The organism is Sphingobium sp., from assembly GCA_023266575.1.
Classification (GTDB): domain Bacteria; phylum Pseudomonadota; class Alphaproteobacteria; order Sphingomonadales; family Sphingomonadaceae; genus Sphingobium.
On the sequence record JAHFPV010000003.1, the window covers coordinates 1 to 22,568 of the forward strand.

16 protein-coding genes are annotated in these 22,568 nt (G+C 64.4%); 7 read left to right on the forward strand and 9 right to left on the reverse strand.

Annotated elements, in window-relative coordinates:
• Nucleotides 1-200 precede the first annotated feature (200 nt).
• Nucleotides 201-1,508, reverse strand: coding sequence for a sugar MFS transporter (locus Q0D44_RS04780; RefSeq protein ID WP_294133238.1), 1,308 nt, complete (start codon nt 1,506-1,508; stop codon nt 201-203).
• A 122-nt stretch (nt 1,509-1,630) separates the two neighbouring features.
• Here Q0D44_RS04780 and Q0D44_RS04785 point away from each other — a divergent pair, with 122 nt between their 5' ends.
• Nucleotides 1,631-2,779 (forward strand): aldose epimerase family protein, encoded by a 1,149-nt coding sequence (locus tag Q0D44_RS04785; protein ID WP_294133240.1) that lies wholly within the window; start codon nt 1,631-1,633, stop codon nt 2,777-2,779.
• 3 nt (nt 2,780-2,782) lie between these two features.
• A complete protein-coding gene (locus Q0D44_RS04790; RefSeq protein ID WP_294133250.1) occupies nt 2,783-3,637 on the forward strand; it encodes an SMP-30/gluconolactonase/LRE family protein in 855 nt (284 codons plus the stop codon).
• Between the two features lie 187 nt (nt 3,638-3,824).
• Here Q0D44_RS04790 and Q0D44_RS04795 read toward each other — a convergent pair whose 3' ends face one another.
• The 3 genes from Q0D44_RS04795 to Q0D44_RS04805 form a co-directional block, all read right to left on the reverse strand.
• Nucleotides 3,825-4,733 (reverse strand): ROK family protein, encoded by a 909-nt coding sequence (locus Q0D44_RS04795; protein ID WP_294133253.1) that lies wholly within the window; start codon nt 4,731-4,733, stop codon nt 3,825-3,827.
• Entirely contained in the window at nt 4,730-5,815 is a 1,086-nt protein-coding gene (locus Q0D44_RS04800; protein WP_294133256.1) for a glycoside hydrolase family 68 protein, read from the reverse strand. Before Q0D44_RS04800 ends, Q0D44_RS04795 begins: the two co-directional genes overlap by 4 nt.
• 199 nt (nt 5,816-6,014) lie before the next feature.
• Nucleotides 6,015-6,299: a hypothetical protein gene (locus tag Q0D44_RS04805; RefSeq protein ID WP_294133259.1), complete on the reverse strand. Its 285-nt coding sequence runs from the start codon at nt 6,297-6,299 to the stop codon at nt 6,015-6,017.
• A gap of 321 nt (nt 6,300-6,620) precedes the next feature.
• Here Q0D44_RS04805 and Q0D44_RS04810 point away from each other — a divergent pair, with 321 nt between their 5' ends.
• Both Q0D44_RS04810 and Q0D44_RS04815 read left to right on the forward strand, forming a co-directional pair.
• A complete protein-coding gene (locus tag Q0D44_RS04810; RefSeq protein WP_294133947.1) occupies nt 6,621-8,450 on the forward strand; it encodes a potassium transporter Kup in 1,830 nt (609 codons plus the stop codon).
• Between the two features lie 52 nt (nt 8,451-8,502).
• Complete coding sequence (locus Q0D44_RS04815) at nt 8,503-10,368, forward strand: ABC-F family ATP-binding cassette domain-containing protein (RefSeq protein WP_294133262.1); 1,866 nt, start codon at nt 8,503-8,505, stop codon at nt 10,366-10,368.
• 4 nt (nt 10,369-10,372) lie between these two features.
• On the opposite strand, the gene Q0D44_RS04820 is transcribed toward Q0D44_RS04815, so the two are convergent.
• Together Q0D44_RS04820 and Q0D44_RS04825 are read right to left on the reverse strand one after the other, a co-directional pair.
• Nucleotides 10,373-13,264: a CHAT domain-containing tetratricopeptide repeat protein gene (locus Q0D44_RS04820; RefSeq protein WP_366009070.1), complete on the reverse strand. Its 2,892-nt coding sequence runs from the start codon at nt 13,262-13,264 to the stop codon at nt 10,373-10,375.
• A gap of 115 nt (nt 13,265-13,379) precedes the next feature.
• Complete coding sequence (locus Q0D44_RS04825) at nt 13,380-14,897, reverse strand: cysteine--tRNA ligase (protein WP_294133267.1); 1,518 nt, start codon at nt 14,895-14,897, stop codon at nt 13,380-13,382.
• A gap of 292 nt (nt 14,898-15,189) precedes the next feature.
• Here Q0D44_RS04825 and Q0D44_RS04830 point away from each other — a divergent pair, with 292 nt between their 5' ends.
• Nucleotides 15,190-15,900, forward strand: a complete 711-nt coding sequence (locus Q0D44_RS04830) for a Bax inhibitor-1/YccA family protein (protein ID WP_294133269.1) — start codon at nt 15,190-15,192, stop codon at nt 15,898-15,900.
• Nucleotides 15,901-15,904: 4 nt separating this feature from the next.
• Nucleotides 15,905-16,198: a zf-TFIIB domain-containing protein gene (locus Q0D44_RS04835; protein WP_119746371.1), complete on the forward strand. Its 294-nt coding sequence runs from the start codon at nt 15,905-15,907 to the stop codon at nt 16,196-16,198.
• A 162-nt stretch (nt 16,199-16,360) separates the two neighbouring features.
• On the opposite strand, the gene polA is transcribed toward Q0D44_RS04835, so the two are convergent.
• From polA to Q0D44_RS04850, 3 genes are all read right to left on the reverse strand, one after another.
• Complete coding sequence (gene polA / locus Q0D44_RS04840; protein WP_294133282.1) at nt 16,361-19,141, reverse strand: DNA polymerase I; 2,781 nt, start codon at nt 19,139-19,141, stop codon at nt 16,361-16,363.
• 98 nt (nt 19,142-19,239) lie between these two features.
• Complete coding sequence (locus tag Q0D44_RS04845; protein WP_294133285.1) at nt 19,240-20,034, reverse strand: LytTR family DNA-binding domain-containing protein; 795 nt, start codon at nt 20,032-20,034, stop codon at nt 19,240-19,242.
• A 325-nt stretch (nt 20,035-20,359) separates the two neighbouring features.
• Entirely contained in the window at nt 20,360-21,493 is a 1,134-nt protein-coding gene (locus Q0D44_RS04850; RefSeq protein WP_294133288.1) for a serine hydrolase, read from the reverse strand.
• Between the two features lie 170 nt (nt 21,494-21,663).
• On the opposite strand from Q0D44_RS04850, the gene Q0D44_RS04855 reads away from it, so the two are divergent.
• On the forward strand, nt 21,664-22,509 hold the full coding sequence (locus Q0D44_RS04855; RefSeq protein WP_294133291.1) for an alpha/beta hydrolase: 846 nt from the start codon (nt 21,664-21,666) through the stop codon (nt 22,507-22,509).
• Nucleotides 22,510-22,568: the final 59 nt, after the last annotated feature.

Consider the following 22,568-nt stretch of genomic DNA (forward strand, 5'->3'; position numbering starts at 1 on the left):
GTCGCTAGAAAAATCGTCGTCCTCGCCAATCGCCTCGTTGCCGAAAATCGAACTTGGTCCCCAATCCATGCTTGACCAACAAGACAGATGCTCGACTTCGCTCGAAACGAACGGAGGTTGTGGTGAATGAAAAAAAAGGCCGGAGCAGGTTACCCCGCTCCGGCCTTTTTTCCGAAGTGCGACCCTCGGCTTTATTCCGCTTATTCCGCGACCGGCTGGTCGGGCAGCGCATGGGTCACTTTCGATCCCCATAGCGCGTAGAACAGGATGTAGAGTTCGCACGCTGCGGTCAGAAGGAACGACCATTGCAGGCCATATTCATCCGCCAGCTTGCCCTGCACCACCACCAGCGCGCCACCGGCGATCGCCATGATCAGCAGGCCGGATCCTTCCTCGGTCAGCGGCCCAAGCCCCTTGATCCCCAGCGTGAAGATGGTGGGGAACATGATCGAGTGGAACAGCCCGACCAGGATCAGCGCCCACATTGCCATCGGCCCGGTGGTGAACACCGTCACCAGCATGACGATGAACGCGCCGATCGAGAAGGCGGCCAGCACATGGCCTGCATCGAATTTCTGCATGATCGCAGAGCCGGCGAAGCGGCCGACCATCATCCCGCCCCACAGGAGGCTGAGATAATTGCCCGCCTGCTCATGGGTCAGATTGGCGATGTCGGGCTGGCTGACGAAATTGACGAACAGGTTGGCGACGCCGATTTCCGCGATCAGATAGATGAAGATCGCCGGGATGCCGAACACCAGATTGCGATGCGCCCAGAGCGAGTGCTTCTTGCGCTCTTCCTTGCTGTGGCGCGATGTGGCGTTGCCCATGGCGGGCAGCGGGAAACGGGCGATGATGACGGCCAGCACCACCAAAATGACGGCAACGATGATATAGGGCAGGATCACCGATTGCGCGTCGGCCAGACGTTCGGCTGGCGTGAGGACGACATCGCCCTGCGCCGTGCCGCCCTTTGATCGGCCCAGGATCAGATAGGCGCCGAACAAAGGCGCCAGCATCGTGCCCGCCGAATTCATCGCCTGCACCAGATTGAGGCGCGAAGAGGCAGTTTCGGGCTTGCCGACCACCGCGACATAGGGGTTGGCCGCGACCTGCAACAAAGTGATGCCACTGGCGATGACGAACAGCATGACCAAAGTCACGCCATAGGAGGGGATGGATGCCGCCAGCGTCATGCCCGCTGCGCCCGCCGCCATGATCAGCAGCCCGGTCACCATCGACTTCTGGTAGCCGACCCGCTCGATCAGCTTGGCCGACGGGATGGAGGCAAAGAAATAGGCGATGAACCAGACCGATTCTATCAGCGTCGTCTGGGTGTAGCTCAGGTCAAACACGCTGCGCAGATGCGGCAGCAGCGTGTTGTTGATGACCGTGATGAAGCCCCACATGAAAAACAGGCTGGCCAGCAGGCCAAGCGCCGGGCCGTAGCGCGTGCCGGGATTATGCGTCACCGTCGGCGCGGCGGTCGAGGAAACTGGTCCTGCCATTCATCCGTCTCCGTAAAATTCCAGTGCGGCACAGCCGCTTGAGGGGTTGCATCCGCTTATTTTGTCTGAGTATATTCCCTGAAACGACCCGTCAATGGGTCACGGTCACCAGAGGAAGCCCCATGCGCAACGTCGCTACGATCAAAACAACGCTGTCATACGCAGTTGCGCTGGCACTGACAAGCGTGTCCGCCTTCGCTGCCGAAGCCAGCCGCGCGCCCGCCGGCACGCTGGCGGACGGATCAGGGGTGGAGGTGATCAGCCTGACCAACAAGCAGGGCGTATCGGCGAAAATCCTGACCTATGGCGCGACGCTCCAGTCGCTGTCTGCGCCGGACAAGGATGGCAAGATCGCGGACGTGCTGCTCGGCTATGATGCCCTCAAAGACTATGTCGATCATCCCAATTATTTCGGCGTGACCGTGGGCCGCTATGCCAATCGGATCGCGGGCGGTGCCTTCTCGCTCGACGGCAAAACCTATCAATTGCCGCTCAACGACAAGACCAACACGCTGCACGGCGGCGGCAAGGGGTTTGACAAGCAGGTCTGGAAAGTCGCGTCGGTCAAGAGCGGACCGGTCGCAACGCTGGTGCTGACGCTGACCAGCGCGGATGGCGATTCGGGTTATCCTGGCAAGCTGGACAGCAGCGTCACCTATACGCTGGACGAAGCGGGTAATCTCGGCATCACATTCAACGCGAAAACCGACAAGCCCACGATCGTCAACATGACCAACCACGCGATCTTCAATCTGGCAGGCGAAGGATCGCCCGACGGTGCGCTCGGCCATCTGCTGACCATTCCTGCCAAGGCCTATACGCCGGTCGATGGCGCGCTGATCCCGACCGGCGAATTGAAGCCGGTCGACGGTGGCGTGTTTGATTTTCGCGCCCGCCGTCGCGTCGCTGACGGCATTCGCGACGGGCGCGATCCGCAGATCGTTGCCGGGCGCGGCTATGACCATAATTGGGCGCTGGACAAGGGCGTGACAAAGACGCCGGAATTGGCCGCGCGGCTGGAAGATCCGGCATCGGGCCGGGTGCTGGAGGTGCTGACGACCGAGCCGGGGGTGCAATTTTACGCGGGCAATTTCCTGGACGGCACGCTGGTCGGCAAGGGCGGGCATCTCTACCGTATGGGCGACGGCATCGCGCTGGAGCCGCAGAAATTCCCCGACGCGCCCAACAAGCCCCATTTCGTGTCGGCGCGGGTTGATCCGGGCAAGCCCTATCATCATGCGATGGTCTATCGCCTTTCGGTAAAGCGCTGACCCATGGCACAATGGCGGATGATCGAACGCGATGTGGCCGACACGCTGGGCGAAGGGACGCTTTGGTCGGCGCGCGACAATGCGGTCTATTGGGTCGATATCCTTGCGCCCGCGCTCAACCGCCTGTCGCTTGACGGCGGCGCGGTCGAACGCTGGGTGATGCCCGAACCGCTGGGCTGGGTGGCCGAGCGCGCGGGCGGCGGCTTTATCGGCGGCTTCAAGAGCGGTTTTGCCGCGGTCAGCCTGAACCCGTTGACCATCACGCCCATCGGCGACCCGGAACCTGACCTGTCCTATAACCGCATGAATGATGGCAAGGCCGATGCGAACGGATATATCTGGTGCGGCACGATGGACATGGAGGAAGAGCGCGACAGCGGATCGCTCTATCGCCTCGCCCCCGATTTGCGCTGGCAGCAAATGGACAGCGGTTATCGCGTCACCAACGGCCCGGCCTTCTCGCCCTGCGGCAAATGGCTTTACCATAGCGATACGTCGCGTCGGGTCATGTATCGCTTCACCCGGACGGCCGACGGGATCGCCGATCGCCAGCCCTTCATCCGTTTCACCGATGCGGACGGTTATCCCGACGGCATGACTGTGGACGCGGACGGGCATATCTGGGTCGCCCATTGGGGCGGCGGACGAATCAGCCGCTTTACGCCCGACGGCGCACTCGACCGCGCCATCGATCTGCCCGCGCGGCAGGTCACCAACATCACCTTCGCCGGACCCGATCTGGACCGCATGTTCGTCAGCTCCGCGGCGATCGGCCTGGACGCGACGCCCTTTGACGGCGGCTTCTTCGAAGTCGATAGCGGCGTGTGCGGTATGCCGACCAACCTGTTTGCGGGCTGAGGCGCGATCGACGCATGACTTGAAAAAAAAGGCGATTGAACTGGGCGCGGGAATCTGCTTAATATGCCTGGACAGCGTTGTCATGCCCTCTCCAATGCACACAACGCTGTAATCCCGGACAGCCATGCGGCGAACTGCACGCGCCAAAGGCTGTCCGGGACGATTTTTCCCTTCACATATGTCCGGCTCACTGTCGGTTTATCAGATCCATCGCCAGCGCGACCGCGCCCAGCGGCCCGGCCTGATCCCCCAGCACCGGCGTCCGAACGATCGTGGCAATGCTGCCGGCATCGACAAAGGGCAGGTAGCCGCCAAGCTGCGCGACCACCTTTGCCCGCACCCGGTCGAGCAGGTCGGCCCGGCCCATGCCCACGCCACCACCGATCAGCACTTGCCGTGCCGCCGTCGTCAGCAATATCGTGCCGACCAGTTGGGCGATGTCATGCGCCACATCGTCCCAGCGCGGATCGTCCGCCGCAATTCTGTCGCCCGGCACACCGAAGCGCGCCGCCAGCGCCGGGCCGCTCACCAGCCCCTCGATACAATCACCATGGAAGGGGCAGGCACCCGCGAAGCTGTCGCCCGGCGCCCGGCGGATCAGTATATGCCCCAGTTCCGGGTGCATCGCGCCATGCAGCGCTTTGCCATGCAGCGCAAAACCGCCGCCCAGGCCAGTGCCGATCGTCAAGTAGCATAAGCAATCGGACGGCGCGTCCGCTTCCGCGCCCGCCCCCCAGCGCGCCTCGGCCAGCGCCGCGCCGTTGACGTCGGTATCGATCGCCGCCGGGCAGGGCAGGGCAGCGATCAGCACGCCGTAAATATTCGCGCCGGTCCAGCCGGGTTTGGGGGTAGGCAACATATGGCCGAAATCGGCTGCGTTTCGGTCCAGCCGCAGCGGGCCAAACGACCCGATGCCCAGCGCCGCGAACGCCTCTTCCGCCTGCCAGCGGGTCAGCAGTTCCACCCCCGCGCCCAGTGTTTCCGCCGGACTGGTGGTGGGGATCGTCACCCGATCGACAATCTCCCGCCCGCGCGCCCGCAGCACCACCATCTTGGTGCCGCCCAGCTCAACCCCGGCGACCAGCGGGCCGCTCATGCCGCGACCCCTCCGCAATCCCCGTCCAGCCAGAGGCGCAGGAAGGGCGCAAAAGTGCCGCCAAAACGGCGCGCCTTACCACCACCCCAATTGTCGATGAAGCTGGTAACGCTCAGGTCCGGCAATACCATCCAGCTATAGCTTTGCGCCGGGGCAGCGGCCGGATTGGCGAACAGCAGTCCGCTGCCGTTGACCGGTCGCCAGGGACCAGACACCGCCGGGGCTACCATCGCATAAAGACCGGTGGGACCGGTCGGGCCGTCAGAATTGAACACATGGCGCTGGGTCGACCAGAAGAGATAATATTTTCCCTGATGAACGACCATATGCGGCCGTTCCAGTTCATTGTTCAGGCCATCAGCCGACAACAGCGGCGGCGCGATCACCCAGTCATCCGGGGTCGCCGGATCAGCGCGCGCCATGCCGACCACGCCATTATAGGCGCTGGCCGATCCGGCCTGCGACGCGGCGAAGAAGAGATAGTGGCGGCCATCGGCGGGATCGCGGAAATAGGCGGGATCGCGGAACGCCTTGATCGTGCCGATGCCACCCCCCTCGCGGGTCGACATATAATGATCCGGGTCGATCGTGACGATCTCTCGCAAATCGTGCCAGTCCGTCAGCCCACCAGCCTCCGTAAGACGGGCGCGGGCGCTGAACATCCGCTGTTCAAAACTGGGTGCGGCTTCGCCCTTGCGACCCGCTGCGGTGAAATAAAGGATTATGTCGCCGCTGGCCTCATCCCATATCGCCGAACCGGACCATTCGCGGCTGCCAGGCGAAAACCCATCCGGCATCGCCACGCCGACATGCGACCAGCGCTCGTCCAGAAAATGGAACAGATGGATCCGCGCATGACCATGGCGCTCGTCCGGGTCGGGGAAATGCGGGGCGGCCAGCGCCATCCACAACTGCGCGCCGTCCGCCAGTGTGATCGGCGTCCCGTCACGCTGTTGCACCGGCCATGCATCCCAAATGTCGAGATTGTCGGCAACCGGACGGACATGATGCGCGCCGATCATCGGCGCGGTCGACGCGTTGGGCGCGATGGCGGCGACATGCGCTGCGGTCCAGCTGCTCATTCTCTCAGGCTTCCTCTCAGGGCGAGAAGGAAGGCGCCCTCAAGCGTGCAGTCCTGCCGGCGCCTTCCTCCCCAATTCCAGCCAGATGGGCACCTGACCGAAATGCTCTTTTGGACCCAAACCTGTCGGTGGTTTCGGGCCATGGAGGATGCATATAGTGATTAGGCAAACGTTTGCAAGAGGAAAATTGGTGCGTGGTTCAGGCACGCCTTCCCGGCATTCGCGTCGGTGGATCGCGACGGGTCCAGCGCGGGGCGACACGCACCGGTTTCCAGAGATCGGGTCCCAGCAGCAGCAGCGTCATCCCCAGGCTGGCGCTGAGAAAGGCACTGGCGGCGACCGTGAACTGCGCCAATGTGACGCCAACCGACCGGTCGACCAGCTGGTGCAGCAGCCGCCCCTGCGGGCCAAGGCTGGCGATCAGGCCAAGGCCAAGCAGGCGCAGGCCGATCCGCGCGGCGGGACGGGGATGCCAATGGGACATGAAAACCAGCCTCTGCAATGTCGAACAAGGAGGCATCTCATTTACCGATGACCGCATAGCAAAACGAGAGCGGGAACGGGCAGGCCGCGTTGAAATTGCGTAGGAATTGGTACGTATAGCCATGCTATGGCGCAAAATCATACGCAGATACTATGCCAAAGCGCCGTTCCTGCCGTGGAGATCGAATGTATTTCCATGTCATGTCGGCGGTAACGGGTGGAACAAGGACATATGGCGATGCAATCGCAAGCGGACGGGATATTGGCCGAGGCGGCATCGGCCGAGCATAACGGACCGCAGGCTGGCCTGCCCACGCTGGCGCTGGGGGCGCTGGGCGTGGTGTTCGGCGATATCGGCACGTCGCCGCTCTATGCGCTCAAGGAAAGTTTTGTCGGCCATCATCCGCTCGCCGTCGATCCGCTGCATATTTATGGCGTCTTGTCGCTGATCTTCTGGACCATGATGCTGGTCGTCACGGTCAAATATGTGTTCATCGTCATGCGTGCCGACAATCATGGCGAGGGTGGCAGCATGGCGTTGCTGGCGCTGATCGGGCGGCGCATGGGGGAGACGCGCTGGACGCCGGCGATCGCGATGCTGGGCGTGCTGGCGACCGCGCTCTTCTATGGCGACGCGATCATCACCCCCGCCATTTCGGTGCTGTCGGCGGTGGAAGGGTTGACCGTGGTGCAGGCCAGCCTGACGCCGCTGGTGCTGCCCATCGCCATCCTGATCCTGATCGGCCTGTTCCTGATCCAGCGCCACGGCACCGCGAAGGTCGGCGCGCTGTTTGGGCCCGTGATGGTCGTCTATTTTCTGGTGCTGGCGGTGCTGGGCATCACCAATTTGTGGCGGCACCCGGAGATTATCGGGATCGTCAATCCGCTCTATGCCGTGCATTTTTTTACGCTCGATCCAAAGCTGGCTTTCCTGGCGCTCGGATCGGTAGTGCTGGCGGTGACCGGGGCCGAAGCGCTCTATGCCGATATGGGCCATTTCGGGCGCAAGGCGATCAGCCTGGCCTGGCTCTATGCTGCCCTCCCGTGCCTGCTGCTCAACTATATGGGGCAGGGGGCGCTGATGCTGGACGATCCGGCGACGGCGGCCAACCCCTTCTTCCTGATGGCGCCGGACTGGGCGCGGTTGCCGCTGGTGATCCTGGCTACGCTGGCGACGATCATCGCCAGCCAGGCGGTGATTTCCGGGGCATTTTCTGTGACGCAACAGGCGGTGCAGCTGGGTTTCCTGCCGCGTCTGCGTATCCTGCACACCAGCGCCAGCGCGGCGGGGCAAATCTACCTGCCGCTGGTCAACATTGTACTGCTGATCCTGGTCATCCTGCTGGTGCTGGGCTTTGGCAGCTCGACTAATCTGGCCGCCGCCTATGGTATCGCGGTGACCGGCACGATGGTCATCACCACCGCCATGATGGGGGTGCTGACGTTCGCAGTATGGCGTTGGCATCCCTTGCTCGCGGGCGGCCTCACCGGCCTGTTCCTGGTCATTGATGGCCTGTATTTCGCCTCCAACGCGACCAAGATTCCCGATGGCGGCTGGTTCCCGCTGCTGGTGGCGGCGGTGGCTTTCGTCATCCTGACCACCTGGGCCACCGGGCGGCGGATCATGCGGGAACGGCTGCGCGACGGAGCGATGGAGCTGGATCTTTTCATCCGGTCGACGCGCAGTTCGCTGCCGCGGGTGCCGGGCACTGCGATCTTCCTGACATCCACGCCCGAAGGCGTGCCGCCGGCCCTGCTCCACAATGTGAAGCACAACCGCATCCTGCATGAACGCAACATCATCCTGACAGTACGCACGCTTGGCGTGCCGCATCTGCCGCTCGATGGCCGGGTTCAGGTGGTGGATCATGGCGATGGCTTTTACCGCCTGATCCTGCGCCATGGTTTCATGGAGGAGGTGGATATTCCCGCCTCGCTCAAGGCGGTCGGCGACTGTGGCGGGCCGATCCGGGTGGCGGACAGCAGCTATTTCCTCAGCCGCCAGACGCTGATCGCGTCGCAACGGCCCGGTATGGCGATCTGGCGGGAAAAACTGTTCGCCTGGATGATCCGCAATGCGGAAAGCCCGATGGATTTCTTCAAGCTGCCCACCAACCGCATCGTCGAACTGGGTTCGCAGGTGGAGATTTGAGATAGGGGCGCAACCCCCTTCCCTGCGCGCGGCTTCCTGCTAAAGCGCGCCCATGCTCAATCTTAACGGTATCACCGTGCGCCTTGGTGGCCGCATCATCCTCGACCGCGCCAGCGCGGCGCTTCCCCCGCGCAGCCGGGTCGGCCTGATCGGGCGCAACGGCGCGGGCAAGTCCACGCTGATGAAGGTCATGATCGGCCAGCTCGATCCTGACGATGGCAGTTGTGACATGCCACGCGACACGCGGCTGGGCTATATCGCGCAGGAAGCCCCCAGCGGCACGGCGACCCCGTTCGAGACAGTGCTGGAGGCGGACAAGGAACGCGCCGCGCTGATGGCGGAGGCGGAGCATACCGAAGATCCCGATCGCCTTGGCCATATCTATGAGCGGCTGACAAGCATCGACGCCTATACCGCGCCCGCCCGCGCCGCGCGTATCCTGGTCGGCCTTGGCTTTGACGAGGAGATGCAGGGTCGCCCGCTCGACAGCTATTCGGGCGGATGGAAGATGCGCGTGGCGCTTGCCTCCCTGCTCTTCTCCAATCCTGACCTGCTGCTGCTCGACGAACCCTCGAACCATCTCGACCTCGAAGCGACGATGTGGCTGGAAAATTTCCTCAAAGCCTATCGCGGCACGGTGGTCGTCATCAGCCATGAGCGCGACCTGCTCAACAATGTCGTCGATTACATCCTTCATCTTGAGGGTGGCAAGGTCACTCTCTATCCCGGCGGCTACGATGCGTTCGAGCGGCAGCGGGCCGAGCGCCTGGCCCAGCTTGAATCGGCACGGGTCAAGCAGCAGGCCGAGCGGGAGAAGTTGCAGGATTATGTCGCGCGCAACTCCGCCCGCGCCTCGACCGCCAAACAGGCCCAATCGCGCGCCAAGGCACTGGCGCGGATGCAGCCGATCGCGGCGGCTATCGAAGATCCCACGCTGGCGTTCAGCTTTCCCAGCCCGCCCGAACTGCGCCCGCCGCTCATCACCATGGACATGGCGGCGGTCGGCTATGGCGAAACGCCGATCCTGCGCCGGGTCAATCTGCGCATCGACCCGGACGACCGGCTGGCGCTGCTGGGCCGTAATGGCAATGGCAAGACGACGCTGGCCCGCCTGATCGCGGCGCAACTCGCGCCGATGGAAGGGCAGATGCAAAGCTCGTCCAAGATGCAGGTCGGCTATTTCACCCAATATCAGGTGGAGGAACTGGACGTTACCGACACGCCGCTGGAACATATGACCCGCGTCATGAAGGGGGCGACCCCCGGCGCGGTGCGGGCGCAGCTGGGGAGGTTCGGCTTTTCGGGCGAGCGGGCGATCCAGAAGGTCGGCTCCATGTCGGGCGGCGAGCGGGCGCGGCTGGCGCTGGCGCTCATCACCCGCGATGCGCCGCATCTGCTGATCCTTGACGAACCGACCAACCATCTCGACGTCGACAGCCGCGAGGCGCTGGTGCAGGCGCTCAATGATTATAATGGCGCGGTGGTGATCGTCAGCCATGACCGGCACATGATCGAACTGGTCGCCGACCGGCTGGTGCTGGTCGATGGCGGCACCGCCCAGCCGTTCGACGGCAGCCTGGAAGATTATACCGACATCGTCCTGCGCAAGGCTGACGGCAATAGCAGCAGCGACGCGCCCAAGGTGGATCGCAAGGCCGACAAGAAGGCGGCGGCGGAATGGCGCGAAAAGCAGAAGGCGCTCAAAAACGCCGTGTCACGCGCCGAAAAGGAAATGGCGGCGCTGATCGCCGAGCGCAAACGGATCGACGCCGTGCTGTTCGATCCCAAGGCTGCGACCGGAGCCGAGGCGAAGATGACCACCAGCGAGTTGATGGTGAAGCGCGCGGCGGTGGAAAAGAAGCTGGAAGCCGCCGAAGAAGTGTGGATGGAAGCGGGCGCGGCGCTGGAGGCGGGCTGAGCCGTCAGCGCCCGACCAGAATGAACGGTGCCCAGATATAGGGTTGGGCCGCGTCGGATCGGTCTGATCGCATCAGTTTCAACATCGCCCTTTGCAGGGCAACCGCGCGCGGGGTTCCCCCATTGGCGGCTTTCACCGTCTCCAGCGTGACGAAGGCGCTGGCATCGTCGCGCACCGGCCAGTGCGACACCAGCAGCGATCCTGCTCCCGCATAGCGGAACGCCTGCGCCAGTCCCGAATAGGCCGGTGCCTGGGCGCTGTCGCCCGCCGCCGTGTTGCAGGCGGACAGGATCACCCAGTCCGCGCCGATCCGCATTGCCGCGACCTCCGAAGCGGTCAGCAACCCGTCGTCGCCGGTGCCGGGGGCGGGCGGGGACAGGACCAGCGCCGGTTCGGTCACCCCCTCCATCTGGCCGCTGACCAGCCCGTGGGTTGCAAACAGGATGACGGAATAGGGGGCCAGATCCTGTCCGCGCAGCGCCGCCTCGCTCGCCTGCGCGCCAACCAGCAGGGTGGCGCGGTCGGTGCCGAAGCGATCCGCCACGGCGCGCAGCTCGACCAGCGATCCGGGCAGCGGCGGCAATTCGGACAGCGCAGTTGCATCCGCCGTGCCACCGCGGAAATAATGGTTGGCGGCGAGCAGGATGGGCGTGGCTGGCTTGGTTGCGGCGGCAAAGGCGTCCGGCGCGCCGACGCCCAGAAAGCTCTGGTTGCGCATCGCGATCCGCTGCGGTGCCGCGGTGCTAGTAGCAAAGCCGGGCTGCACCTCGATCGCGAAGCGGCGAATCAGCCAGGACGTGTCCCGGCCCACCGCCACGACCGGCCGCTGCGGCAGCATCGCAAAGGGCAGCGAGGCGAAGGCACCGGTCGGTATGATACGCAACGCCTTGGCCTTACCCAGCCGGGCGAGGATCGTGGGCGTGAAAATCTGGGCATAGAGATTATGCGCCGCAGTCCGGTCGAAGCCGCTGGGGGTCATCGCGCCGCGCAGCCGGTCGATCAGCGCGACCATGGCGGCGCGCCCCAGCCCCGTGCGTTCGACGGTCGCGCCATCGGCATTGACCGCCAGCAGATAGACACCGTCAAAGGCCGGCATCACCGCCAGCAGCGCTTCATCCTGCGCCAATCCCGCGCGCAAGGTCGCAAGGTCGGGCCGCACGCCGCCGCGCGCCTCGACCCAGCGGGGATAGTCGCGGGCGATGGCGGCGCGTTCGGCCTCGGCGATGGTCTCCACCGTGGCGCGAGCCACGCGCGCGGCCTCGACATCCTTGTCGGTCGCCAGTGCCTTCAGCAACGCGCTGTCCGCGCTGGCCAGCGCCTTCAGTCTGTCCTGCAAGGTGCGGACCTGCGCGGCGAGGGCGGGATCGGCGACGAGACGTTCCGCGACCAGCCGGTTGGCCTGGGCAATGCGCGACCCCGCCAGGATCGCCATCGCGTCCAGCGCCAGCGCCGGGTCATGCGCCTGCACCGCGATCTTGAGGATGGTATCGAGCGCGGCGCGCTGATCTTCATTCAGGTCGCCATCATCGTCGAGCGACTGGCTTTCGCGCAGCAGTCCGGCCATTTGCCGCGCCGCCGCGACGGCATCGCCCCCCAGCGCCCAGGCCGCCAGCATCGCGGCATTGGCCAGCGCAAAGGCAGGCGCATTGTCGATCTGCCGGGTTTCGCGCAGATAATCGGCGGCGGCGACCCGTGCAGCATCCCCTTGCCCGGTGGCGATCAGCGCCGGGATCAGCAGGGGATAGACACGCTGGCCCATGTCGCGATCGCTGGCCGTCGGGGTGCGGACGCGGGCCATGGCCGTGCGCGCGCGCTCGATCGCTTCGTCCGGCCGTCCTGAAGCCGCGCTGGCGAGTGCAGCGAAGGCCAGCGCGCGGGCGCTTTGCGGGCTATTCTCCCCCTCGACCGCCCGAAAGCCGCGCTCGGCCTCCAGAAACAGCGGTTCGGCGTCGCTATAGCGTTCCATCGGCAGCAGCACGCCGGCCATATTATAGAGGCCGAAATGGTAGAAGAGGCTCTTCGTCCCCATCGTCTCACGCTTGATGGCGATGGCGCGCTCCATATAATCCAGGCTCTCGGCCCGTCGCCCGGTCCGCGCCAGCAGCAGCCCCAGCATTTCCAGCGACCGATGATAGCTGGGATGCTTGCGATCGACATGGTCGGTCGCGGTGTTGACCGCCAGCCGCGCATATTTTTCCGCCTCGACCAGCCGCGCCGCGCGATAGAGCATCTGCGCATAGGTGTAGGTAGAGGCAACCGTGTCGGGATGGTTGGGACCAAGGCTGGTGGTCCGCGCCTCCAGACTGGCGCGCTGGGCATCGACCGCCTCGCCATTGCGCCCCAGCCGGGACAGCGCCTGCGCATGGGAAAAGGCGATGTTGGACTTGAGCATATAGTCCGCTTCGCTGAGCGCCTTTGGCCCGACACGGGCGAAATAGCCGTCGGCATAGGCGCTCGCCTGCGCCAGCGTCTCCGCCCCGGCGGCGACATCACCGATCATGGACTGGACATAGCCCTTGACCGACATGCCTTCCAGCCAGGGGATGGGATAGGCGTCGCGGAACGGCGCGATCAGCGCCAGCCCCTTGTCGACATTGGCCAGGGCGGAGGGGTTCTTGCCCTCAATCTGATCCATCGACCCCAGCTTGATCAGGCCGACGCCCGCCGTCGGGTGCGGATGGCCCGCGACCCTGACCTTCATCCCCGCGTCGCGCAGCGCGGCCCAGGCGTCGCGGGTCTTTTGCGACATCGACAGAGCGAAATCGTCATTCTCGAACAGCGTGGTCGCTTTTTGGTCGAGCGCGCGCAAATGAGCGTGGCGCGGATCGGCGGCACTGAAGCCCGCGACCGTCTCGGCGGCAGCAGGCAGCGACGGCACCGCCGCCAGCGCCAGCATCATGGCTATCCTGCCTGCCCAAAGCCCCATCGCCCGTCCCCCGACTCTGCCCCTGCGACATGCTTTGCGGGCGCGGAGGCTTTGGCGTCAAGTTACAAGCGTGTGGGCCGGGATGTCACGCCAGGGTCAGACGCCAGTCCCAGCACAGGTGATCGCCGTCCATCACATCGACCCCGCGCGCGATCAGGGCGTCGCGTATCTCGTCCGACAGAGCGAAATCCTTGTCGGCGCGGGCGGCGTCGCGGCGTTCGAGTTCCGCGTCAATCTCCTCCGGCGTGATCAGCGCATCCTTGGGCTGGACGCGCAGGTCGGCGCGGGTGAGGGTCATGAGGTTGAGGCCCAGCGCCGCGTCGAAGGCCGCGATCAGGCAGAGTTTCTCATCCACCGGCACTTTCTTGAGCGCGATCGCCTCTTCCAGTAGCGGCAGTGCGCGCGGCGTCATCAGATCGTCGCTGATCGCTGCGTCAAATTGCTCCAGCAGCGGTGCCAGCTTGGGGTGCATATTGGCGCGCAGATAGTCGAGCCGGGGCGATTGCCACGTCACCCCTTCAGCGCGGGCCTTCAGACCCTCCACGCCCATGACCAGCCGCTTCAAACGGGTCAGCGCTGCGCCGACACCCTCCGCGCTGAATTCCAGTTCGCTGCGATAATGGGCGCCCAGGCACAGCAGGCGATAGGCCAGCGGATGCACGCCTGCGTCGATCAGGCTGAAGAGGGTGGTGAAACCGCCCTTCGACTTGCTCATCTTGCCGCTGCGATCAACGAGGAAATTATTGTGCATCCACCAGCGCGCGCCGGTGAACCCGGCTTCCGCCGCATCGACATCCGGCCCGCAGCAGGCATGAAAGGCCTGATTTTGGGCAATCTCATTGGGATGATGGATTTCGCGATGGTCGATGCCACCGGTATGGATATCGAACGGGTGACCAAGGCGCGCTTGGCTCATCACCGAACATTCCAGATGCCAACCCGGCGCGCCCGGCCCCCAAGGGCTGTCCCATTCCATCTGCCGCTGTTCGCCGGGCGGAGACTTGCGCCAGATCGCGAAGTCGGACGGATTGCGCTTGCCCGCGACCGGATCGATCCGGGCGTGCGCAGCATCGTCCCGCCCACCGGCCAGCGCGCCATAATCGGGCACGGTCGCGCTGTCGAAATAGAGCCCACTGTCTAGTTCGTAACAATGATCAGGAGCGATTTTCTCAGCAAATGCGATCATCTGCGGCACATAGTCGGTGGCGACCGTCCATTCGCTCGGCGCGAGGATGTTGAGGTCGGCGATATTCTGTTTGAACGCTTGCGTGTAATGGGCGGCAATGTCCCAGATGCTCTTGGCGCTGGCGCGCGCCGCCGCCTCCATCTTGTCATCACCAGCGTCCGCGTCGCTGGTCAGATGGCCGACATCGGTGATGTTGATGATATGGGTGACCGACAGCCCTTTCCACAGCAAGGTCCGCCGTAGCGTGTCGGTAAAGACATAGGCGCGCAAATTGCCCAGATGCGCATAATTATAGACGGTCGGGCCGCAGCTATAGACACGCGCATGATTGTCCTCGATCGGCGCGAAGGCTTCGATCGTGCGGGTCAGGCTGTTGAACAGGCGCAGCGGCGCTGTGATATGCTGGTCATCGGACATGGCGCAAAGCGATGGCGCGAAGCGGCGCAGGGGTCAATCCTCCCTGTGCGCCCACCCATTTGTAATAAAATGTTGCGTCGGGGTCCGCCCCTTGCACCTAAGCGTTCCTCCCCCAATATGATCGATGCGGGCCGGGCCCCTCTGACGCGCTGGACTTCCCCCCTTGTTCAGCCGTGATGTCGGACCGCATCGGGTGCGCCCGGTGCAGGTTTTGTGGCAATTTCCCCCTAAATGCCGCAGGAGACCGCACCGGGCCACTCGAACCACAATTTGATGGATGGAGTGACCCCAAGTGAATAATCGCGTTCCTTTGCCGGGCTATGGTGCGAGCCGCACGGCGCAGACCGACGCCGGGCTGCGCGCGCACATGCTGGGCGTTTTCCGTAATATGGGCCTGGGTCTGGTGATCACCGGCTTGGTCGCGGCGTTTATCGGCAATACGCCGGTGCTGGCCGCCGCCATCTTCGGCACGCCGCTCAAATGGGTGGCGATCTTCGCGCCGCTGGCCTTTGTGTTCTTCTTCAGCTTCCGCATCGAAAAGATGACGACCGCTGGCGCGCGCATGGCCTTTTGGGCCTTCTCTGCCGTGATGGGCGTGTCGCTGGCCAGCATCTTCCTGGTGTTCACCGGCGGCAGCATCGCGCAGGCCTTTTTCTCGGCTGCCGTCATGTTCCTCGGCATGGCGCTGTGGGGCTATACCACGCAGCGTGACCTGACGAAGATGGGCAGCTTCCTGATCATGGGCCTCATTGGCATCATCGTCGCCAGCCTGATCAACATCTTCATCGGATCGTCGGCGATGGCGATGGTCATCTCGATCCTGGGCGTGGTGATCTTCACCGGCCTTACCGCCTGGGACACGCAGCGCATCAAGTCGGACTATTTTGCTTATGCGGGCCATGAAATGGCGGCGAAGATGCAGGTGATGGGCGCGCTGTCGCTGTACCTGAACTTCGTCAACCTGTTCCAGATGCTCGTCAGCCTGACCGGCGAGCGGGAGTAAGCGGATGCGGGATCAAGCGGCCGTATCGGCCATGCTCTGCCCGGTCTGTCATGTCGGATTGGCAATGACGGACCGGCAGGGGGTAGAAATAGACTATTGCCCGCAATGCCGGGGCGTGTGGCTGGACCGGGGCGAACTGGACAAGATCATCGAGCGGGCAGCGGGCGACACGGTTGCGCCCGCCCGGCCAGCGCCCTTCGCCCAGCAAAGCTACCGCCCGGACCGCGACTATCGCGACGACGGGCGGGGCTACCCGAAAAAGCGCAAGAAGAGCTTTCTGGAAGAGCTGTTCGATTGATGGAAAGGCCGGTCCTGCGGGGCCGGCCTTTTCTGTCCCCCCCCACCCGTCATCCCCGCGCAGGCGGGAATCCAACTCGCGTCAGTCGCCGGGCGGGAGATGGGTTCCCGCTTTCGCGGGAATGACGGAAATGGAAGTGTTGGTCGTCTCCGTTTCAGCCGATCAATGCGCTGCGCCCCAACTCGGCCCCGTGCCGATCTCCACGCCCAGCGGCACGCTCAGCTTCACGATCGGCTCGGCGGCGCTTTCCATCACGCTGCGGATCACCGCACTGGCCGCGTCCACGTCGCCCTCCGGCAGCTCGAACACCAGTTCGTCATGCACCTGCAACAGCATCTTGACGCCCGGCAGGCCCGCTGCCTCCAGCGCCGGTTCCATGCGCGCCATGGCTCGCTTGATGATGTCGGCACTGGTCCCCTGGATCGGCGCGTTGATCGCGGCGCGTTCGGCGCCCTGCCGTTCGTGCTGGATCGATGCGCGGATGCGCGGGAACCAGGTCTTTCGCCCGAACAATGTCTCGGTATAGCCGCGTTCCCGCGCCTTCTCGATCGTCTCGTTGATGTAGATGCTGATGCCGGGGAAGCGTTCATAATATTTGGCGATCATCTCCTGCGCCTCGTCCGCGCTGATCTCCAGCCGCCCGGCCAGCCCCCAGCGGGAGATGCCGTAGAGGATCGCGAAATTGATCGTCTTGGCCCGACCGCGCGTGTCGCGATTGACCTCACCGAACAGCTCTTTGGCGGTCGCGGCGTGAATATCCTCGCCCGCGGCGAACGCATCCTTCAGCGCAGGCACATCGGCCATATGCGCGGCCAGCCGCAGCTCGATCTGGCTATAATCCGCCGCCAATATGACATTGCCGGGTTCGGCGACAAAGGCATGGCGGATCTGCCGGCCGACTTCGGTGCGGATCGGAATATTTTGCAGATTGGGATCGGTCGAGGAGAGCCGCCCGGTCTGCGCTCCGGTCAGCGAATAGCTGGTATGGACCCGGCCCGTATCCTTGTTGATCTGCGCCTGCAGCGCGTCGGTATAGGTGGACTTGAGTTTGGAAAGCTGCCGCCATTCCAATATTTTGCTGGCGATCGGCGCGCCCTGCGCGGCCAGTTGCTCAAGGATGGTGACGTCGGTGGAATAGGCACCTGACTTGCCTTTCTTGCCGCCCTTATAGCCCATCTTGTCGAACAGGATCGCGCCCAGTTGCTGGGTCGATCCGATCGCAAAGGGTTGCCCGGCCAGTTCGTGAATCTCCGTCTCCAGCGCCGCGATACCCGCCGTAAATTCGCCTGACAGCCGCGCCAGATGCTCCCGGTCCACCTTAATCCCGCGATGCTCCATCCGCGCGATCACTGGCACCAGCGGGCGGTCGACCAGTTCGTAAACCCGGTTTGCGCCCTCATTGGCGACCCTTGTCTTAAACAGTTTCCAAAGACGCAGCGTGACGTCGGCATCCTCGGCAGCATAGGCCGTCGCCTTGTCCAGCGGCACTTCGCCGAATGTGATCTGGCTCTTACCGGTGCCGACCACTTCCTTGAAGCTGATGCATTCATGGCCAAGATGCGTGCGCGCCGCTTCGTCCATGCCATGGCCCGACAGGCTCTGTCCGGCGTCCAGGTCGAAGCTCATGACGATGGTGTCGTCAAAGGGGGTGATGGCGATGTCGTGCCGCCGCAGGACGGTCATGTCATATTTCAGATTCTGCCCGACCTTCAGGACCGCATCATCCTCCAGCAGGGGTTTGAGCTTCGCCAGCACCGTCGCCAGCGGTAATTGCGCCGGCTTTTCGGCAAACATGTCGCGCCCGCCATGGCCGACCGGGATGTAGCAGGCCTTGTTGGGACCGGTGGCGAGGCTGACGCCCACCAGCTGGCAGGACACGCAATCGAGCATGTCGGTTTCGGTGTCGACCGCGACAATCCCCTCCGTCGTCGCCTGCGCGATCCAGCGGTCGAGCGCTTCCTCGCTCACCACCGTTTCGTAGAGGCTGCGGTCGATCGGCGGTTCCTGCGGCGCGACCGGGGTGGCGACCGGTTCGCCTGTCGCGGCGGCAGCGGTAGCAACCGCGACGGCAGCCGCGGGCGCGCCCAGTCGGTTGAGTAGCGTCTTGAAACCATGATGGGTCAGGAAATCCTGCAACGGTTCCTTGGGAATGCCCTTGAGCGCCAGATCCTCCAGCGGTTCGGGCAGCGCCATGCTGTCGTGCAGCGCCACCAGCCGCCGCGACAGCCGCGCCATGTCGGCATGGGCGATCAGATTTTCCTGCATCTTGGACTTCTTCATCGCGGGCGCGGCCTCCAGCGCCGCTTCCAGCCCGCCATATTCGACGATCAGCTTGGCCGCCGTCTTGGGACCGATGCCCGGCACGCCGGGCACATTGTCCACGCTGTCACCCATCAGCGCGAGGACGTCGCCCAGCAGTTGCGGCTCCACCCCGAATTTGCCGACGACATAATCTGCCCCGCGCCGTTCATTCTTCATAGTGTCATACATGTCGACGCCGGGCTGGATCAGCTGCATCAGATCCTTGTCCGAGCTGACGATGGTGACATGCCATCCCGCTGCAACGGCGGCCTTGGTGTAGCTGGCGATCAGGTCGTCCGCCTCATAGCCCGCCTCCTCGATACAGGGGAGGGAGAAGGCGCGGGTCGCGTCGCGGATCATGGGGAATTGCGGGACCAGATCTTCGGGCGCGGGCGGGCGGTTCGCCTTATACTGGTCGTACATGTCGTTGCGGAAGGTATGCGATCCCTTGTCCAGGATCACCGCCATATGGGTCGGGCCTTCCGCTTTGCCCAGTTCCTCGGCCAGCTTCCACAGCATCGTCGTATAGCCATAGACCGCGCCCACCGGCTGGCCATGCTGGTTGGTGAGCGGTGGGAGCTGGTGATAGGCGCGGAAAATATAGCCGCTGCCATCGACGAGATAGAGGTGATTCTGGGTCATGGGGAAGGGATAGAGCATCGCGCAGAAAAGTGGGAACCGCTTTTCTGCTTCGGCGATGCGACCATAAAATTGCCGGTTATGCCGTCTCCCTTCAGTCGTCAGGCCGACAGAAAGCCCGACCGCTGGAGCCGATCGACCGAATCGCGCGCCACCGGCACGCGCAGGCCATTGTCTAGCCGAATTTCCCGGTTGCGCCCGCTGCCCAGCGTTTCCGCCACCGCGTCGCGCGCCACCCACCAGCTGCGATGGGTTTGCTCGCCCGGCGTCGCATCCATTTCCGCAATGGCGTCGCGCAGCCGGATCAGCAGCAATTCGCTCTGCCCCCGGCCATGGACGCGGACATAATGATCCTCGCTTTCCAGCGCGGCAATATCGCCGGTAAAGCGCGGGCTGAGCCGGGCGTAGAGGCGTGGACGGCTGGCAGCCGGGACGCAGCCCTGCGGAGGCGTCGCGGCCGGGATGATGCGCCGGGACATGGTGCCATCGTAAAAGCGCAGCAGATGCGCGTCCGCCCGATCGGCCCAGGCGGCGACGACCATGATCAGCGCCGCGCACAGGGCGGTGAAGGGAAGCAGGCCGCTAAAGCCGCCCAGCTGGCGCACTTCCTCCATCCCTGCCCATTCCCACAAAAGCGCCATGGGAATGCTCGACAACATCAATCCGCAAAAGACGATGGTGCCGTGCGGCAGCGCAGTCGCGCGGGCCAGCCAGCTCCAGAAGATCATCGTCGGCCGCACGACAATATAGGCACCCAGCAACAACAGGCCCCAGCGCCCGGTGCGATGGACGAAGTCGCCGGCCAGATAGGTGCCGAACGGTCCCAGAAAGCCAGCGATCGCCGCGAGCGGCAGCATCGCCCATAGTTCCAATATCGTCCGCCGCAGCCGTTTCACGGATCGTTCCCTCCCGTTCGCGAAGCGCGAACCGCCACTGTCGCGCTTTTCTGCGGATTTTGAAAGGGAATCGCTGCGTGACGCAATCGGGCTTGCGCGCAAATCGCCGGGGCGCAGGAGCCGTCGGGCAACAGGGTGTCGCCGGATGGTCCGGTTACCCACATTATCAGAAGGATGGTTTCATGACCCAGTATCTCAAGCCCGCCAATATGCTGATCGCTCTTGGCGTCGCCTTCCTTGGCCAGGTCGCGATGTTCGCGCTGGTTCTCAACTGATGCGACAGGGCGGATAAGGGGCGGGCGTCATCCGACGCACGTCCCTTATCTCATTTCGGCTCGTGGTTCGCCGCGACCGCCTTGGCCACCGCCTGCATCAGCGCCCAGCGTTCGGGGATGCCGACAGTCGTGCTGCCGATCATCACCGCCACCGCATAGCTGGTGCCATCGGGCGCGGTCATGATGCCGATATCATTGAAACCGGTGGAGCGTGGCGGCAGGTCCTGCCCGGTCCCGGTCTTGTGCAGATAGGACCAGCCCGGCGGCACCCCGCCCTTGATCCGTTGCGGCCCGGTCTTGGCTTCCGACATGATCGACAGCAACAGGCGCGATGAGGCGGATGACAGCATCTCGCCCTGTTTCAGTTTGGCCAGCGCCTGGACGATCGAGGCGGGGGCCGCGCCGTCGGGCGGGCTGGCGAGATAATTGTCCAGCGCCTTCACCCGCGCCGCCATCGGCAGTTTGGCGCGGGCGGCGTAGAAGTTGCGCCCGATCGCATAATCCTGCCGCCAGTCGAGACCCGCCGTCGCCGATTGCAGCAGCCGTTCGCCCGGACCAAAGCGAATGTCCCGGATCATCCGCCGCGCCAGAAAGCCGCGCACCGCGTCCGGCCCGCCAACTGCGCGCAGCAGCGTATCGTTGGCGGTATTGTCGCTCTGGGTCATGGCCCGGCGCATCAGGTCGGAGTAACTGGTGGTCCAGCCACTGGTCCCCACCATCGCGGCGGTCGGCTGGTGGAACAGGGTCAGGTCGTTGCGGGTGATGGTGGTCGTGTCGGTCAGGCGCAGCTTGCCCCGGTCGACCGCGTCCAAGAAGGTCATCGCCACCCAGAGTTTCGACACGCTTTGCTGCGGGAACAGCGCATTGCCGTTCCAGGCGACGGTCCAGTCTGCGCCGACCCGTCGCACCGCAATGCCGACCTTGCCCCGGAAATTCTGGCCCAGATTACGCACAACGCTGACCAGCGCGGGGGAGGGCGTTTCGGTCTGGTCAATGTCACGATAGGGCAGCGGCGGATTGGCGACCTCACGGATCGGCCATGTATTGGTCGTGGGCTGCACCCGCTGCGGCGCGGCAGCGGCGGCCTGCGCCGGGCGCGGTTCGGGGGCGCTGACACAGGCGGACAGTGCCACCATCAACAGGACCAGGCGCGCGGAACCGCCCCGGCTATCATTCGATCTCATTCCATTCCCCGCACTCTGCAAGCGCCATTTAGGGGCAGCCACCCTATAAGCGGGCAAGGCTGATGCGACGAATGATTCCACAAATGCGATGTAAGGAGGCTGAACGGGCAACCGGGATAGAGCAACGTCCGCTCAGTTGCGGTTAAGCGGCGGAGCGGCAATAGAGCGGCATGATGGATCAAGGCATGGACAGGCGGGCGCTGCTGGGCGGGGCGCTGGCAGCGGGCGGATTGATGTGGAGCGGGGCGGTGCAGGCTGCACCCTTTGCCTCGCGCCGGATCGCCATGACGGTGCGGGGTTCGGGCCGTGATGTATTGCTGATTCCCGGCCTTGCCAGCGGTCCGGGCATCTGGAACGGCGTGCTGGGCGCGCTGCCGGGCTATCGCTTCCATCTGGTGCAGGTGCGCGGCTTTGCCGTATTGGCGGCGGAGGGCAATGCCCGCGGCCCGCTGGTCCAGCCGCTGGCTGAAGAGATCGCTCGCTACATCACGGCGTCGGGCCTGAAGCGCCCGGCGATCGTCGGCCATTCGATGGGTGGCACGCTGGCGATGATGCTGGGGCTGAAGGGCGTGGCGGGCCGGGTGATGGTGATCGATATGCTGCCGGCCGGGGCAGCGATGGTCGGCGGTACGGCCAGTGGGCTGGGTTTTCTGGCCGATCAGCTGGGCGGTTATCTGACCGGGACAGTGGCGGGGCGGCGCTATCTGGCGCAGATGGTCGGGCAGGCGCCCGGTGCGAAGGGGAGCGACCCCGATGTCATCGCCAGCGCCTTGCGCGATCTGGCCAATATCGACCTTGGCCCGCAACTTGCGCGGCTGAACGTCCCGCTGGAAGTGGTCTATGCTGTCGGCGCGGACCGGGAGCAGGCCGCCATCATCGCCAGCCGGTTCCGCGCCGCCTATGCCCCCAAGAAGGATGCGGTGCTGCGGGCGATTGGTCCCAGCGGCCATATGGTCATGGCCGATCAGCCCGCGCGCTTTCATGCGACACTCGGCACTTTCCTCAAGGATATTTGACGCGCGTCAAAGCGGGTCGCGGCGGACCAGGCTAGAGCGGAGATACCGGAAGCGCTTTC

Coding starts and splice junctions, on each gene's coding strand:
- Q0D44_RS04825 (WP_294133267.1), bottom strand. CDS start 14,897: ATGTCCGATGACCAGCATATCACAGCGCCGCTGCGCCTGTTCAACAGC.
- Q0D44_RS04780 (WP_294133238.1), bottom strand. CDS start 1,508: ATGGCAGGACCAGTTTCCTCGACCGCCGCGCCGACGGTGACGCATAAT.
- Q0D44_RS04820 (WP_366009070.1), bottom strand. CDS start 13,264: ATGCTGGCGCTGGCGGCGGTGCCGTCGCTGCCTGCTGCCGCCGAGACG.
- Q0D44_RS04800 (WP_294133256.1), bottom strand. CDS start 5,815: ATGAGCAGCTGGACCGCAGCGCATGTCGCCGCCATCGCGCCCAACGCG.
- Q0D44_RS04790 (WP_294133250.1), top strand. CDS start 2,783: ATGGCACAATGGCGGATGATCGAACGCGATGTGGCCGACACGCTGGGC.
- polA (WP_294133282.1), bottom strand. CDS start 19,141: ATGACCCAGAATCACCTCTATCTCGTCGATGGCAGCGGCTATATTTTC.
- Q0D44_RS04835 (WP_119746371.1), top strand. CDS start 15,905: ATGCGGGATCAAGCGGCCGTATCGGCCATGCTCTGCCCGGTCTGTCAT.
- Q0D44_RS04785 (WP_294133240.1), top strand. CDS start 1,631: ATGCGCAACGTCGCTACGATCAAAACAACGCTGTCATACGCAGTTGCG.
- Q0D44_RS04805 (WP_294133259.1), bottom strand. CDS start 6,299: ATGTCCCATTGGCATCCCCGTCCCGCCGCGCGGATCGGCCTGCGCCTG.
- Q0D44_RS04855 (WP_294133291.1), top strand. CDS start 21,664: ATGATGGATCAAGGCATGGACAGGCGGGCGCTGCTGGGCGGGGCGCTG.
- Q0D44_RS04850 (WP_294133288.1), bottom strand. CDS start 21,493: ATGAGATCGAATGATAGCCGGGGCGGTTCCGCGCGCCTGGTCCTGTTG.
- Q0D44_RS04815 (WP_294133262.1), top strand. CDS start 8,503: ATGCTCAATCTTAACGGTATCACCGTGCGCCTTGGTGGCCGCATCATC.
- Q0D44_RS04795 (WP_294133253.1), bottom strand. CDS start 4,733: ATGAGCGGCCCGCTGGTCGCCGGGGTTGAGCTGGGCGGCACCAAGATG.